The organism is Rhodopseudomonas sp. NSM (assembly GCF_052445935.1).
Lineage (GTDB): Bacteria > Pseudomonadota > Alphaproteobacteria > Rhizobiales > Xanthobacteraceae > Rhodopseudomonas.
The window spans coordinates 525,501-540,114 of the sequence record NZ_JBQTCH010000003.1; the positions used below are offsets into that span (position 1 = coordinate 525,501).

Here is a 14,614-nt window from a genome sequence, read left to right on the forward strand (position 1 = left end):
TATGGTGGGAGCCTCGAACCCGACCGGGGCTTGGCGTTAGGCGATCGCGACGTGTCGGTCTTGCCGGCATGGATGCCGCTGACCGCGAGGCTGTAAATCCCGACGCGTTGGGCGGCAGCGTGCCCTCGGTGACACGCTCGCGAATGTAACAGATCGTCGTTTCAATTCGAGAGAGGTACTGCTTATGACCGAGGCTCCCAGCGCACGCACCAAAGTCAACCGCTATCGCTGGCTGGCGAAGTACGATGTAGATACTGTCTACGGAATTCTCGATGCCATGCCGCTTTGTCATGTCGCCTATGTCCATGAGGGCAAGCCGGTTGTCACGCCCACGCTGCAGTGGCGGGATGGGGATCGGATCTATTGGCACGGCGCTGCCGGCGGACGGATGATGAACACCACGCAGGGGCACGAAGTGTGCCTGTGCGTGTCGATCCTCGACGGGCTGGTGATGGCGCGCTCGGCATTCAACTTCAACGTCAACCACCGTTCCGTCATGGTGTTCGGCATCGCCCATCCGGTCACCGATCCGGACGAGAAATACAGGCAGCTCAAACGGTTCGTGGATGGCTTCGTCCCTGGACAATGGGACCGGTTGCGCCCGCCGACGCCCAACGAGCTCGGCGTGACGGCGCTGCATTCGATGTCGCTGACGGAGGCGTCTGCCAAGGTGCGCGCCGGGCCACCGGAAGACAATGATGACGACTACAATTTCGCAGTATGGGCGGGCACGCTACCGATCCAGCTCCAGATCGGCGCGCCGATTCCCGATCCGCGCAACCTGCCGGATGTCGAGATGCCGGCCGAAGTGCAAGATTTCAAAATCGGCTGATCGGTTCCCGGCGAGGTCGGCTGGCCATTGCATTCCGTGAGGTGTCGGCACCGCGGCTGGTACATTCCGGCGACGGTGCCGGCAGCGCGGGCAACCGCTGCCTAAGCCGCGAGCTTCGAGGCGACCACGAACCTTCCGGCTTCGATGCTCGCAGCGGCCCGCTGGACATGGTCGCCGTCTAAAGAGACGAGGGATAGTACATACCGGCCTGCTGACTTCCGCCGCTGGTCGCAATGCAAGGCCGAGTTATTCCTCCGGCACCGCTGGCCTATTTCTTGCTTAAAGCGCTATATAGATAGGAATATAACGAGGCAGATTCGTTGGACGCCCTGGTCATCGATCTCGACGTCGGCATGCCGGTCGAAGATTTTTCGCACTGTTTTACCGGCGAGTGCCGGGTGAACGTGCTGCCGATCCTCTACAAGCTCAATCAGGTCATCTCCGTCAGCGCCGATCTGGCGGAGCCGTTGCGTATCATTCTCGATATCATGCAACGAAACCTGAAGATGGTCCGCGGCGTCATCACGCTCTATGACCGGCGCTCCGAGACTATCTTCATCCACGAGAGCTTCGGCCTGACCGACGAAGAGAAAAGACGTGGAATCTACGCGCTGGGTGAGGGCATCACCGGCAAGGTGGTCGAGAGCGGCAAGGTGATCATCGTACCGCGGCTGGCCGAAAGCCCTGACTTCCTCGATCGCACCGGCGCGGAGCACAAACGGCAAAACACCGCATTCTTCTGCGTGCCGATCATGCTCGGCCAAAAGGTGCTGGGGACGATCGGCGCCGAGCGCGTCTACATGAATCGAAGCCTGTTGAAACAGGATGCCGAGTTCCTGGCGGCGATCGCCCTGATGATCGCGCCGGCTGTCGAACTGTACCTGATCGCGAATATCGACAAGGTCCGCCTCGAGAACGAGAACCATCGCCTGAAGGATGCACTCAAGGAGCGATACAAGCCGGCCAATATCATCGGCAGTTCCAAGCCGATGATGGAGGACGTCTATGATGTGATCGGCAAGGTGGCCTCGACTCGTGCCACCGTGCTGATTCTGGGCGAGAGCGGCGTCGGCAAGGAGCTGGTTGCCAATGCCATCCACTACAGCTCGGCGAGTGCCGAAGGGCCATTCGTCAAATTCAACTGCGCGGCAATTCCGGAAAACCTCGCCGAAAGCGAATTGTTCGGCCACGAAAAGGGCTCGTTCACCGGGGCATTCGCTACCCACAAGGGCAGTTTCGAACAGGCCGACGGCGGCACCATCTTCCTCGACGAAGTCGGCGAACTGAGCCCGTCGGTGCAGGCCAAGCTGTTGAGGGTGTTGCAGGAGCGGACCATCGAGCGGATCGGCAGCGGCAAGCCGATCAAGATCGATGTCCGCGTCATCGCCGCCACCAACCGCAATCTTGCCGAGCGGGTGGCGAGCGGCGAGTTTCGCGAGGACCTGTTCTATCGCCTCAACGTCGTGCCAATCACCGTCCCACCGCTGCGCGACCGCGGCAGCGACGTGATCCTGCTCGCCGACCACTTCGTCTGCCGCTCCAGCACGGCGAACGGAAAGACCATCAAACGGATCTCGACGCCGGCGCTCAACATGTTGATGAGCTACCATTGGCCCGGCAATGTGCGCGAACTCGAGAACGTGATCGAGCGGGCCGTGATCCTGTCCGACGACGACGTAATCCACGGCTACGATCTGCCGCCCTCGCTGCAGACGCCGAAGGAAAGCGGTACGCAGTTCGGGTTGAGCCTCGAGGAGAAGACGCGCGCGGTCGAGTACGAAATGATCGTCGAGGCGCTGAAGAACAGCAATGGCAATGTCGGCGAGGCCGCTGCGGAACTGGGCCTGACCCGTCGCATGCTCGGCATCCGGCTGGATCGCCACGGCATCAACTACAAGACGTTCCGCACGCCGGCTGCGCGCGGTCACGGCTGAGCCGGCCGCGCACGCGGCTCGTGCGCCTCTCCAGCTCCTTGCAAGATCATCATTGCGGATGCGCGCAGCTGCGCGACGACGCGGAATCGCCCGGCGGCGCTCCGGAATTGTCAGGGTCGGCGGCAGCCTCGCGACGCTCTCGATCGTATGCCGGCTGATTTGGGACGCCCAACAGCGTGCGACCGCACGCCTCTCTGCAATCTCGCCAAATTTACCGAAGCGGAAATTGCGGCCCGGAAATTGACGTTCAGGTACTTCGGCGAAGCGATGTTCGCACGCGAATTGCCGGAAACGAACTCTGTCGCAGCTGGATATCTCAGTCGGAAAGTCCGGTTCGGCAGACATATCAGCTCCTTGGAGCCGGAAATTGCCGCCGGCGTTGCATGGCTCCGGCGGCTGGCACACCGGTTGCTAATCAGGTGACGAAGGCGGTGGCACGCGGCTGTCGCGGTCTACTCACAGGAGCACTCACTATGACGCGCAAGATTGCGATCTACGGCAAGGGCGGCATCGGCAAATCGACGACGACCCAAAACACAGCGGCGGCGCTCGCTCATTTCCACGACAAGAACGTGTTCATCCATGGCTGCGATCCCAAGGCGGACTCCACCCGTCTGATCCTCGGCGGCCTGCCGCAGGCCACGGTGATGGACACGCTGCGTATCGAGGGCGCCGAGAAGGTCACGCTCGACAAGGTGGTCAAGGCTGGCTTCAAGGACATCCGCTGCGTCGAATCCGGCGGCCCCGAGCCGGGCGTCGGCTGTGCGGGTCGCGGCGTCATCACCGCCATCGATTTGATGGAAGAGAACGACGCCTACACCGAAGATCTCGATTTCGTGTTCTTCGACGTGCTCGGCGACGTGGTGTGCGGCGGCTTCGCGATGCCGATCCGGGACGGCAAGGCGCAGGAGGTCTACATCGTCGCGTCCGGCGAGATGATGGCGATCTATGCCGCCAACAACATCTGCAAAGGGCTGACCAAATACGCCAAGCAGAGCGGCGTCCGGCTCGGCGGCATCATCTGCAACAGCCGCAATGTCGACGGCGAAAAGGAATTCCTCGCAGAGTTCACGGCCGCCATCGGCACGAAGATGATCCACTTCGTGCCACGCGACAACATCGTGCAGAAGGCCGAGTTCAACAAGAAGACGGTGACCGAATTCCAGCCCGACGCCAACCAGGCGCTCGAATACTGCGAGCTGGGCCGCAAGATCATCGAAAACGATAACTTCGTGATTCCGAAGCCGCTGGCCATGGACGAACTCGAATCGATGGTCGTGAAATACGGCCTGATGGACTGAGCCCAACCCGCGCGCCGGCGTCACGGCGCGCTCCCCACCCTTTCCATGGAGCGAGGCCCATGCCCTACCACGAGTTCGAAGTCAGCAAGTGCATCCCCGAGCGCAAGCAGCACGCGGTCGTCAAGGGGCCGGGCGAGGATCTGACCTCCTGCCTGCCGAAGGGATATCTCAACACCATCCCCGGAACGATCTCCGAACGCGGCTGCGCCTATTGCGGCGCCAAGCACGTGATCGGCACGCCGATGAAGGATGTCATCCATCTCAGCCACGGACCGGTCGGCTGCACCTACGACACCTGGCAGACCAAGCGCTACATCAGCGACAACAACGACTTTCAGCTGAAATACACCTTCGCGTCCGACGTGAAGGAAAAGCACATCGTGTTCGGCGCCGAGAAGCTGTTGAAGCAGAACATGATCGAGGCGTTCAAGGCGTTCCCCGAGATCAAGCGGATGACCATCTACCAGACCTGCGCCACCGCGCTGATCGGTGACGACGTCGACGCCATCGCCGCCGAAGTGAAGGAGGAGATGCCCGACGTCGACATCTTCGTCTGCAACTCGCCGGGGTTCGCCGGTCCCAGCCAATCCGGCGGCCACCACAAGATCAACATCGCCTGGATCAACCAGAAAGTCGGCACGGTCGAGCCGAAGATCACGGGCGACTATGTCATCAACTATGTCGGCGAATACAATATCCAGGGCGACCAGGAGGTCATGCTCGATTATTTCAGGCGCATGGGCATCCAGGTGCTGTCGACCTTCACCGGCAACGGCTCCTATGACGATCTGCGCGCCATGCATGGCGCCCACCTCAACGTGCTGGAATGCGCGCGTTCGGCCGAATACATCTGCGACGAATTGCGGGTGCGCTACGGCATTCCGCGGCTCGACATCGACGGCTTCGGCCACAAGGCGCTCGGCGACAGCTTGCGCAAGATCGGGCTGTTCTTCGGCATCGAGGAGCGCGCCGAGGCGATCATCGCCGAGGAAACCGCGAAATGGGGGCCCGAACTCGCCTGGTACAAGGAACGTCTGCAGGGCAAGAAGGTGTGCCTGTGGCCGGGCGGCTCCAAGCTGTGGCACTGGGCGCATGCGATCCAGGAAGAGATGGGCGTCAAGGTCGTCTCGGTCTACACGAAATTCGGCCATCAGGGTGATATGGAGAAGGGCGTCTCGCGCTGCGGCGAGGGGGCTCTGGCGATCGATGACCCCAACGAACTCGAGAACCAGGAAGCGCTGCGCAACCTGAAGCCCGACGTCATCTTCACCGGCAAGCGGCCGGGCGAAGTCGCCAAGAAGATGCGCGTGCCCTATCTCAACGCCCACGCCTATCACAACGGCCCCTACAAGGGCTGGGAGGGCTGGGTGCGGTTTGCCCGCGACATCTACAACGCGGTCTATTCGCCGATCCACCAGTTGTCGGCGATCGACATCTCCAGGGACGACTACGCGACCGACAAGGGCTTCGTCACCAGGCGCATGCTGTCCGATGTCGATCTGTCCGACGAGGCCAAGGCGTCGCCGATCACGGGCTACACCGGCAAGTTTGATCCGATCGCCGCCATCCGAGCCAAGACCGACGCCGACTATCCGGTATTTCCGCGTCGAAGCGTTGCTGCAGCCGCCGAGTAAGGGAGGGACAAATGGCCAAGAAAGAGAAGAAGGACGTCGCGCGCGCCAGCTATCCGAAGCTCTACGACCACGATCCGCTCGCGGATGTGGACGCCGAGACCAGGACGAAGGTTTCCGAGCTGGAGAACTACATCATGAAGAACTGCCTCTGGCAGTTCAACTCGCGCGGCTGGGATCGGCGCAAGCAGAATGCCGGCATCCTCGGCAAGACCGCCCAGCTTCTCGTTGGCGAGGAGGTCGAAAACCCGACCCCGCTCGACAAATGCTACTGGGTCGACGCGGTTCTGCTCGCCCGGAATTTCACCGAGCGCTGTGGCTGGCTCGCCGACATGGGCAAGGACGAGATCCAAGCCCTGATCGCCAAGCTGCACGCCCGCATCGACTGGCTCACCATCGACGGCTCGCTCAATGAAGAGTTGACGGTCCAGAACTACTAAGGAACACCCCATGAATTGCGAAGTCAAAGCCAAGGACCGCGTCGGCACCATCAACCCGATCTTCACCTGCCAGCCGGCGGGCGCCCAGTTCGCCTCGATCGGCATCAAGGACTGCATCGGCATCGTCCATGGCGGGCAGGGCTGCGTGATGTTCGTCCGCCTGCTGATCTCCCAGCATCTCAAGGAGAGCTTCGAGATCGCCTCGTCTTCGGTGCACGAGGATGGCGCGGTGTTCGGCGCGCTCGACCGCGTCGAGACCGCCGTCGACGTGCTTCTGATGCGCTACCCGCATGTGAAGGTGGTGCCGATCATCACCACCTGCTCGACAGAAGTCATTGGTGACGACGTCGACGGCCTGATCAACAAGCTCGAGGAGGGGCTGCTCGCCGAGAAATACGCCGACCGCGAGGTGCATCTGCTCGCGATCCATTCGCCGAGCTTCGTCGGCTCCATGGTGTCTGGCTACGACGTCGCGGTGCGCGATTTCGTCAAGAAGTTCGCCAAGAAAGGCGAGCCGTCGGGCAGGATCAATCTGCTGACCGGTTGGGTGAATCCGGGTGACGTCAAGGAGCTCAAGCACCTCGTCTCGGAATTGGGCATCGAAGCCAACGTGCTGTTCGAGATCGAGGGTTTCGACAGCCCGCTGATGCCGGAGGGGGATGCGGTTTCGCACGGCAACACCACCATTGCCGATCTGGAGGCGACGGGGTCGGCGATCCACACTTTCGCGCTGAACCGCTACGAGGGCGGCAAGGCGGCGCAATATCTGGAGAAGAAGTTCAAGATCCCGTCCACCATCGGGCCGACGCCGATCGGCATCCGCAACACCGACGCACTGTTGAAGAAGCTCTCGCAGGTCACCGGCAAGCCGATCCCTTCGAGCCTCGTCAAGGAACGCGGCATCGCGCTCGACGCCATCAGCGACGTGGCGCACATGTTCCTCGCCGACAAGAAGGTCGCGATCTACGGCAACGCCGACCTCGTGATCGGTCTGGCCGAGTTCTGTCTCGATCTCGAGATGAAGCCGCAATTGCTGCTGCTCGGCGACGATAATTCCAACTATGCGAACGATCCCCGGATCAAGGCGCTGCAGGAGAACGTCGACTATCCGATGGAGATCGTCACCAACGCCGATTTCTGGGAGCTGGAGGACCGGATCAAGAACAAGGGCCTCGAGCTCGACCTGATCCTCGGTCATTCCAAGGGCCGCTTCATTTCAATCGATTACAATATTCCAATGGTGCGTGTGGGCTTCCCGACCTACGACCGCGCCGGGCTGTATCGCTATCCGGTGGTCGGCTATGGCGGCGCGACCTGGCTCGCCGAGCAGATGGCCAACGCGCTGTTCACCGACATGGAGCACAAGAAGAACAAGGAGTGGCTGCTCAACGTCTGGTGAAGCCGACAAGACGGTGGATGCGCACAAGGGTGTCGGACGCAGGCCACCGGGTCCGACACCCTCGAAACCGGACATCCTGTGAGAGGTCGTCATGAAAATCGCAGCCTATATCGACGGTCAGGACCAGTTGGTCAGCCTCTATCAGCCTGGGCAGTTTTGCATCTACGAGGGCAGCGGCGCCGACTGGACGATGGTGCAGACAACTGCGTTCACGCTCGACGAGTCGCTGTCGCTGGCCGCGATCAAGACCGCCTTGGCGTCGGCGGTTGCGAAGTTCGATGGTTGCGAGGTGCTGCTGTCCGGCGGCATCAAGGGGTTCCCTTACGCATATCTGCAGGAGGAATTCGGGTTTCGGATCTGGAAATCGGAGGGGCCGCTTGCCGAACAGCTGGCGGGCGTCGAGCAGCACGAGCGCGAACGGGCCGAACAGCAGCGTAGTTCGTCGGCGTGCGCTGTCGCGGCCGGCTGTGCCAGCGGCGCATGCGGGGGCGGGCGATCGCGGCGGGTGGCCGCGGCGCCGGCCGGTATCGCTGTCGAAAGTACGGCGATGGCGGCGGAAGATCTCGGTGGCGGACATCTTCGGATCGATCTGGTCGCGGCGATGCGTGCCGCCGCGAAGCTGAATTCGCGGCAGGTCCTGCTGCCGATCCTCGAAGGCGCGGCATTCGAGCGACTGGACATCATATGCGATCACTTGCCGAGATGGTTCGAGGCCAAGCTGGGCGAGATGAATCTGAAGGTCGACGTTGTGCCGCTGGAGGCGGGCCAGGGTATCAAGGCGATCGTGTCGAGCGGCGTGCGTTGCGGTTAGGAACAGGTGATATGGCAGAGCACAAGAAGCGGGAATCCATCCTGCATTTCGCCTATGGTGCCGACATGAATCCGCGCCAGATTGCGGAGCGCTGTTCCTGCGCCAGGGTCGTCGCCGTGGCGCGATTGCCGGACTACGCGTTGTCGTTCCACGGTCACTCCGCGACATGGGACGGTGGAGAGGAGGCGGCCGTGCCGAGACCTGGCGAAGACCTGTATGGCGTGGTCTATCGGCTGTCGCCGACCGACGCCGATCGTCTCGACGCAGCACAAGGCGTTCGGCTGAACGGGACCGGCAACTACTTCCATTACCCTGCCAAAGTGATCGGAACCGACGGCCGCCGGTTCGACGTCGTGCTCCACAAGCGAGACGTCTTGCGGGAAGTGTCCTGCCCGAGCCGGGGCTATCTCGATTTCATCGTTGCAGGTGCGGTGTTGCACGGTCTGCCGGAGGTCTATGTCGATCTGTTGCGGCAGACGAAGACGAGCGAGGCCCGCTACGCCGTCCCGCGGCGTCCCGCAGAATGTCTCCCCGTCCTCGCGGGGACCTCGTGCGCGTGTTGACGCGGAGATGGGCGACACAGCGAGACAAGGCCGTAGCGGGCGGAATGTGCGATGAACATGCTGAGCCGATCAGATGGCGCCATCTCCGATACCGAGGCCACAGAAACGACGCGCGCGCTCGGCGAAATTGCGAAGCTGCTGGCGAAACCGGGGTCGGCGGCGGAGCGTCTTGCGGACGTCAGCGCCGTCGTCAATCGGCTGATCGGCACCCCGCATCATGGCGCGCCCGTCGTCCCTCCACAGTCCAATGCCGCGGCATCGGATCGTAGCGAGGCACCCGGCTGCATCATTGGCGAAAGCCGTGCAATGCTGGCCGCCATGACGAAATTGGAGCGGGTCGCGCCGACGTCATTGTCCGTGCTGTTGCTGGGCGAAAGCGGTACCGGCAAGGGCCTGTTCGCAAGGTTGATTCACGATCGCTCGCCGCGACGGAGCGGTCGGTTTGTCCACGTCAATTGCGCGGCACTGCCGGAAAGCCTGCTCGAGAGCGAGTTGTTCGGGCACGAGAAGGGTGCCTTCACGGGTGCGATGACGCAGCGTAAGGGCCGCTTCGAGCTGGCCGATGGCGGCACCCTGTTCCTTGATGAGATCGGCGAAATTTCGCCGGTCTTCCAGGCCAAGCTGCTGCGCGTCCTGCAGGAACGGGAGTTCGAGCGCGTCGGCGGTGCGATGACCGTCCGGGTCGACGTCAGAATCATCGCCGCGACCAATTCGGACCTGGAGGCGGCCGTTGCTGCTGGACGATTCCGCAGCGATCTCTTTTTCCGCCTGAACATGGTTCCCATCAGGCTGCCGGCACTACGCGATCGGCGCGATCAGATTCCGTTGCTCGCGACGAGGATCCTTGGTCAGTTCAACCGAGAGAACGCTACCGAACTGACATTCGCACCGGAAGCCATCGCGGTCATGAGCGGTTGCTCGTTCCCGGGCAACGTGCGCGAGCTGGAGAACTGTATACGGCGCACGGCGATATTGGCAAAAGGTCCTGTCATCGGAGCCGGGGATCTCGCCTGCCGCGGCGAAGGTTGCACGACAGATCAGTTGCGCCGGGCGGTCGATCGTCACAGGCCACAGTCCGGCATCCGGGGTCGGATAGCCGTGGAAGAGCAGGGGGGGCCGCGCAGACCGGCTCGAAATCGAATTCTCGATCGCGATCGCCTTGTCGAAGCGATGCGCGATGTGGGCTGGTCACAGGCTAAGGCAGGTCGTCTGCTGGGGCTGACCTCCAGACAGGTGCGTTACGCGCTCCGGCGTCACGGCATCGAAGTGCCAAAGATATAGATCAGGGGTGTGGTCCAGCACGACGCAGCTTTTTCCAATCCTTGTGCCCGGTCGCCGGCCCATTCCTCAGCATCCTTCGGCGAAGGAAGGGTCTCATTGACATACTTTCCCTTTCGTCGAAATTGGACGCGCCAGGAGCTGATTTTAGTCTGGTGATGGTCGCCACGCGGGTGCGCTCCGTGTGCACGGAAGCGTCGAGAAACCGGAAAGAACTTCGCGTCATAGCGTAGAATGGAGTGCACATGATGCGACCTGACGACTTGAAGTTACTCAAAAAATGCAAATAAATCAATCACATAAGTTTGCCGTTGCACCTATGATGGAGTGGACCGATTCACGGTGCCGCGTGTTCCATCGGCTGCTGACGCGGCGCGCGCTGTTGTATACCGAGATGCTGACGGCAGCCGCGGTGATCCACGGCGACCGGGCGCGGCTGCTCGGTTTCGATGCGTCCGAACATCCGGTGGCGCTGCAGCTCGGCGGTTCCAGTCCGGCCGACCTCGCGACCGCGGCGCGGATCGGTGAAGACTTCGGCTATGACGAGATCAACCTCAATGTCGGCTGCCCGTCGGATCGGGTGAAGGAGGGCCGGTTCGGCGCCTGCCTGATGGCGGAGCCTGAACTGGTCGCGGACTGCGTCGCGGCGATGAAGCGCGCGGTGCGCATTCCGGTGACGGTGAAGTGCCGGATTGGGATCGACGATCAGGATCCGGAGGAGGCGCTCGATACGCTGGCGCGCAGCGTGGTCGCGGCCGGCGTCGATGCGCTGATCGTGCATGCCCGCAAGGCGTGGCTCAACGGTCTGTCGCCGAAGGAAAATCGCCACATCCCGCCGCTCGACTACGATCGCGTGTACCGGCTGAAGCGGGCGATGCCCGATCTGCCGGTCGTCATCAATGGCGGCATCGGCAGTATCGCCGAGGCGAAGCAGCATCTGGCGCATGTCGACGGCGTGATGCTCGGCCGCGCCGCGTATCAGGAGCCGTGGCGGCTGCTCGATGTCGATCCGGAATTGTTCGGCGAAGCCGCGCCCCACGCCACGATGAAGGACGCGCTCGAGGCGCTGATCCCGTTCATCGAGGACCAGCTCGCGCAGGGCGTGCGGCTGCATGCGTTCACCCGGCACGTCATCGGCGCGTATCAGGGCGTGCCCGGCGCGCGCGCGTTCCGACGCTATCTGTCGGAATTCGGCGTCAGGCCCGATGCCGATGCCAGCGTGCTGCGCAACGCGATGGTGGCGGTCCGCGACAAGGTCGCCGCCGAGGCGGCGTGAACGGCGATAAGTAGTTCGACGGCGTTTTGCTTGGGTGGGGTGGGCCGCGGGCACGGCGGATGAACTCTTCGCCACCCCACCCCGCTCGCTGACGCGAGCGACCCTCACCCTCCAGGGGAGGGTGATCCTCACGCTTCGTTGAGCTCCGCCACCACCCTGGCGAGCGTCTCGCGCACTTCGGCGCGATCGGCGGCGGTGGTGTCGATGAACAGCCGCATCCCGGGCAATTCCTTGCGAATGATCTCGGCCGGCGTAGCGGCCTTGAGGCCGCGTACCGCGTAGGAGCGGACCGGTTCGCCGAATCCCTTCACGGTCAGTGCCGGCCGCTCCTCCGCGTCGATGAATTCGTTCACCAGCGACCAGGTGACGTGGGAAATCAGGATCGAACCGGGCTCGCAGGCCTGTTCGAGCCGGGAGGTGAGGTTCACCTCGCCGCCGACGATGGTGTAGTCCATCCGGTCGGGGCTGCCGAAATTGCCGACGGTGCAATAGCCGGTGTTGATGCCGATCCGCACCCGGAACGGCCGCTGCGCGCCCGCAGCCATCCACTCGGTCTCCAGCTCCTTGAGCTTGGTCTGCATCTCGATCGCCATCGTCACGCAGGCGACGGCGTCGTCCTTGACGCCGCGGCTCTCCGGATCGCCGAAGAAGGCGAGCACGGCGTCGCCGACATATTTGTCGATGGTGGCGCCGTGCTTCAGCGCGATCTGCGCCATCTCGGCGAGATAGCGGTTGAGCATCGCCGTCAGGTCTTCGGATTCGAGCTTGTCGGTGGTGGCGGTGAAGTCGGCGATGTCCGACAGGAAGATCGTCAGCTTCTTGCGCTTCGAGGCGATCTCGGCGACCTGATGGCCGCTGAAGATCGAGGAGTAGACCTGCGGCGACAGATATTTCGACAGCGCCGCCGACAGGCCTTCGAGGCTGCGGGTGCGGGCTTCGAGTTCGGCGGTGCGCTGCTTCACCATCGAATCGAGGTACTCCTCGCGCGCCGCGACCTGACCGGCCATCCCGGTGAACACCCGCGCCAACTGCCCGAGTTCGTCGCGGCGGTCGGCGACGGCCGTGAGCATCGCGGGCTCGAAGGTCTGGGATTCCAGCGCCGTTGCGGCGCGGGTGATCTGGCGCAGCGGCGCGGATTGGTGCCGTGCGACGCCGATCGACAGTAGAATGCCGAGCAGCGCGATCGCGGACGCCGTCGCCGCGGCGATCTCGGCCTGACTCTGCACCGTCGCCCACACCCGGTTCATCGGCAGGCGGACCAAGGCGGCGCCGACGACCTCCTTCTTGTCGTTGTGAACCGGCGCGATCACGCTCAGGTTCTCCCGGGTCTCGATGTGCCGGGTCCGGCCGTCGGCGATCACCAGTCCGACCGGCCCCAGCTCCTGCTTGTTGGGGCCATCGTGCCGGTCCACACCGTAGACGCCCGGGCCCACGATCGCGTCGAGCTTGCGGTCGAACACCCACACCGCGTCGATGTCGCCGTCCGCCAGCAGGTTCTCCACGGTCCGCGGCAGCCCGACTTTCATCGTCAACATCTCGAGCAGTTTCGCGCTGCGCCCGACCTGAATGATCCTCGGCTTGTCGATGCCGCCCACGCCGACATATTTGAAATGCTGATTGTCGATCTCGCGCTTGCGCGCGTCCTGGTCGACTACCTTCCGCTTGCCGGTCAAAAGATCGTAGAACGCGAACGCCTGCGGCTGCACCTGCGGCGAAGGGCTGAAGGTGAAGTCGATTCCCGGCATGCTGTGCAGATAGGCATGGCCTTTGTCGTCGGTGATCCAGATTTCGTCCAACACGGTCGCGTCGGTGATGCTCTTCAGCCGGCGATTGATCTCGTCTGGCGTCGTGCCCGCGCGTTCGGCCGCCTCGACGAATTGCGCCAGAATGGTGCCTTGCGCGACCATCTCGTCGGCGATCATCGATTCCACCTCGGCCGGAATCGAGTTGGCGAGGCTGGCGCTGCGCGCCAGCAGCCGCGCGACCTTCTCGCCCGATGCTTCCGCCTCCGTGATGATGGCCTGGCGTGTCGTCCAGGTGAGTAGCGCGGCGGTGACGAGCGTCGCGCCGACCGTCAGCACGGTGACGAGCAGGATCAATCGCGTGGTGAATTTCATCGAACAACCCGTTGTTGCATGATCGTCTCCGAAACCCGGTCGTCCAGGCTTCGGATCATGCTCGGCCTCTCGCCCGATCAAATGCGCCCGCTCGGTCCACGCGCATTGCTGTCCATCAAACCGCCGACGACGACCAGCGATCGGCATCGGGGCAGCGAACGTCGAACGCGTGGTCCGGCGCATTCGATTCGAATGTCGACAGGCCCCGAAACGATCGGGGCCGGCGACCGGCGACTACGGATAGCCGTGCAGCCGCAACCGGTCGGCGCGAACCTCCCAGCTTTCCAGCCGGTCGAGGAAACTCATGCCGAGCAGGTTGGTCTTCATCTGGCCGCGCGGCACCACCAGCGCCGGCACCGAACGCTCCACCAGTTTGCCGATCGCGATGCTGTCGAGCGACAGCTTGGCGGCGCGGGTGCGCCCGCCGGCGGTTTCGACCTCGACGTCGAAATTCAGTAATTCGAGCGGCAGCCCGGCGGCCTTTGCGGTCTCATAAGTGAGGACGACCGAGGTCGCGCCGGTGTCGATCACCATCGGCGCGTTGACGCCGTTGACCTTGGCGCGCACGGCGAATTCGCCGCCGGTGCCGCGCGGGATCTGGACGACGCGGCCGTGCCCGGCGCCCGTCGTTGCGGTCGCGGCCGCGACGCCCTTCTTCAGCATCGTCGACATCGCATCGCCGGCCTCCGAGATGCGCTTCGGGTCGCCATAGGCGACCACCGCCCCCGCGGTCCCCAGCAGCACCGCGAGAACCAGCAGGATCCTGCTCACGGGGCACCCGTCAGCTGGCGCGGTCCGTGCGTGGCCTGGGCGGCTCCAGGCCGGCCTCGGCCATCCGCTGCGGCAATGCGTCCATGATGGCGAGGCGCTCGTCGCTGGCGAGCCGGTGCCAGCGCGCGATCTCGGGCAGGGTACGGCCGCAGCCGAAGCACAGGCCGGTTTGCGGATCGATCAGGCAGACCGCGATGCAGGGCGTTTCGATGCTCATGCCGGATCGTGAATGACATCGGGTGATGTTCGCAAGCCCTCATC

12 protein-coding genes and 1 pseudogene are annotated in these 14,614 nt (G+C 63.3%); 10 read left to right on the forward strand and 3 right to left on the reverse strand.

The features are described from left to right. Positions 1 to 184: 184 nt before the first annotated feature. From ACTZWT_RS10780 to dusA, 10 genes and pseudogenes are all read left to right on the forward strand, one after another. Entirely contained in the window at positions 185 to 832 is a 648-nt protein-coding gene (locus ACTZWT_RS10780; RefSeq protein WP_444769666.1) for a pyridoxamine 5'-phosphate oxidase family protein, read from the forward strand. A gap of 353 nt (positions 833 to 1,185) precedes the next feature. Continuing rightward, positions 1,186 to 2,766, forward strand: a complete 1,581-nt coding sequence (locus ACTZWT_RS10785; RefSeq protein ID WP_444769898.1) for a sigma-54 interaction domain-containing protein — start codon at positions 1,186 to 1,188, stop codon at positions 2,764 to 2,766. A 473-nt stretch (positions 2,767 to 3,239) separates the two neighbouring features. Next, positions 3,240 to 4,067: a nitrogenase iron protein gene (nifH, locus tag ACTZWT_RS10790; RefSeq protein ID WP_444769667.1), complete on the forward strand. Its 828-nt coding sequence runs from the start codon at positions 3,240 to 3,242 to the stop codon at positions 4,065 to 4,067. 59 nt (positions 4,068 to 4,126) lie between these two features. Further along, on the forward strand, positions 4,127 to 5,701 hold the full coding sequence (anfD, locus tag ACTZWT_RS10795) for a nitrogenase iron-iron protein, alpha chain (RefSeq protein ID WP_444769668.1): 1,575 nt from the start codon (positions 4,127 to 4,129) through the stop codon (positions 5,699 to 5,701). Between the two features lie 11 nt (positions 5,702 to 5,712). Beyond that, positions 5,713 to 6,138: a Fe-only nitrogenase subunit delta gene (gene anfG, locus ACTZWT_RS10800; protein WP_444769669.1), complete on the forward strand. Its 426-nt coding sequence runs from the start codon at positions 5,713 to 5,715 to the stop codon at positions 6,136 to 6,138. 10 nt (positions 6,139 to 6,148) lie between these two features. Beyond that, positions 6,149 to 7,537 carry a Fe-only nitrogenase subunit beta gene (gene anfK, locus ACTZWT_RS10805; RefSeq protein WP_444769670.1) on the forward strand — a complete coding sequence of 463 codons (1,389 nt, stop codon included), beginning with the start codon at positions 6,149 to 6,151 and terminating at the stop codon, positions 7,535 to 7,537. A 91-nt stretch (positions 7,538 to 7,628) separates the two neighbouring features. Next, entirely contained in the window at positions 7,629 to 8,348 is a 720-nt protein-coding gene (gene anfO / locus ACTZWT_RS10810; protein WP_444769671.1) for a Fe-only nitrogenase accessory protein AnfO, read from the forward strand. An 11-nt stretch (positions 8,349 to 8,359) separates the two neighbouring features. Then, complete coding sequence (locus tag ACTZWT_RS10815) at positions 8,360 to 8,911, forward strand: gamma-glutamylcyclotransferase family protein (RefSeq protein ID WP_444769672.1); 552 nt, start codon at positions 8,360 to 8,362, stop codon at positions 8,909 to 8,911. A gap of 285 nt (positions 8,912 to 9,196) precedes the next feature. After that, positions 9,197 to 10,192 (forward strand): annotated as a pseudogene (locus ACTZWT_RS10820) (sigma 54-interacting transcriptional regulator); the annotation flags it as partial. A gap of 277 nt (positions 10,193 to 10,469) precedes the next feature. Beyond that, positions 10,470 to 11,465 (forward strand): tRNA dihydrouridine(20/20a) synthase DusA, encoded by a 996-nt coding sequence (dusA, locus tag ACTZWT_RS10825; RefSeq protein ID WP_444769673.1) that lies wholly within the window; start codon positions 10,470 to 10,472, stop codon positions 11,463 to 11,465. A gap of 128 nt (positions 11,466 to 11,593) precedes the next feature. Here the strand turns inward: dusA and ACTZWT_RS10830 are convergent, their stop codons facing one another. The 3 genes from ACTZWT_RS10830 to ACTZWT_RS10840 form a co-directional block, all read right to left on the reverse strand. Beyond that, complete coding sequence (locus tag ACTZWT_RS10830) at positions 11,594 to 13,582, reverse strand: adenylate/guanylate cyclase domain-containing protein (RefSeq protein WP_444769674.1); 1,989 nt, start codon at positions 13,580 to 13,582, stop codon at positions 11,594 to 11,596. A 234-nt stretch (positions 13,583 to 13,816) separates the two neighbouring features. Then, positions 13,817 to 14,353, reverse strand: a complete 537-nt coding sequence (locus ACTZWT_RS10835; protein ID WP_444769675.1) for a TIGR02281 family clan AA aspartic protease — start codon at positions 14,351 to 14,353, stop codon at positions 13,817 to 13,819. Positions 14,354 to 14,363: 10 nt separating this feature from the next. Further along, positions 14,364 to 14,570, reverse strand: a complete 207-nt coding sequence (locus ACTZWT_RS10840) for a DUF1289 domain-containing protein (RefSeq protein WP_444769676.1) — start codon at positions 14,568 to 14,570, stop codon at positions 14,364 to 14,366. Positions 14,571 to 14,614 lie beyond the last annotated feature (44 nt).

Bases quoted from the DNA above. Each gene is read 5' to 3' on its own strand.
- ACTZWT_RS10780 (WP_444769666.1), top strand. From the start codon at position 185: ATGACCGAGGCTCCCAGCGCACGCACCAAAGTCAACCGCTATCGCTGG.
- ACTZWT_RS10785 (WP_444769898.1), top strand. From the start codon at position 1,186: ATGCCGGTCGAAGATTTTTCGCACTGTTTTACCGGCGAGTGCCGGGTG.
- nifH (WP_444769667.1), top strand. From the start codon at position 3,240: ATGACGCGCAAGATTGCGATCTACGGCAAGGGCGGCATCGGCAAATCG.
- anfD (WP_444769668.1), top strand. From the start codon at position 4,127: ATGCCCTACCACGAGTTCGAAGTCAGCAAGTGCATCCCCGAGCGCAAG.
- anfG (WP_444769669.1), top strand. From the start codon at position 5,713: ATGGCCAAGAAAGAGAAGAAGGACGTCGCGCGCGCCAGCTATCCGAAG.
- anfK (WP_444769670.1), top strand. From the start codon at position 6,149: ATGAATTGCGAAGTCAAAGCCAAGGACCGCGTCGGCACCATCAACCCG.
- anfO (WP_444769671.1), top strand. From the start codon at position 7,629: ATGAAAATCGCAGCCTATATCGACGGTCAGGACCAGTTGGTCAGCCTC.
- ACTZWT_RS10815 (WP_444769672.1), top strand. From the start codon at position 8,360: ATGGCAGAGCACAAGAAGCGGGAATCCATCCTGCATTTCGCCTATGGT.
- dusA (WP_444769673.1), top strand. From the start codon at position 10,470: ATGCAAATAAATCAATCACATAAGTTTGCCGTTGCACCTATGATGGAG.
- ACTZWT_RS10830 (WP_444769674.1), bottom strand. From the start codon at position 13,582: ATGAAATTCACCACGCGATTGATCCTGCTCGTCACCGTGCTGACGGTC.
- ACTZWT_RS10840 (WP_444769676.1), bottom strand. From the start codon at position 14,570: ATGAGCATCGAAACGCCCTGCATCGCGGTCTGCCTGATCGATCCGCAA.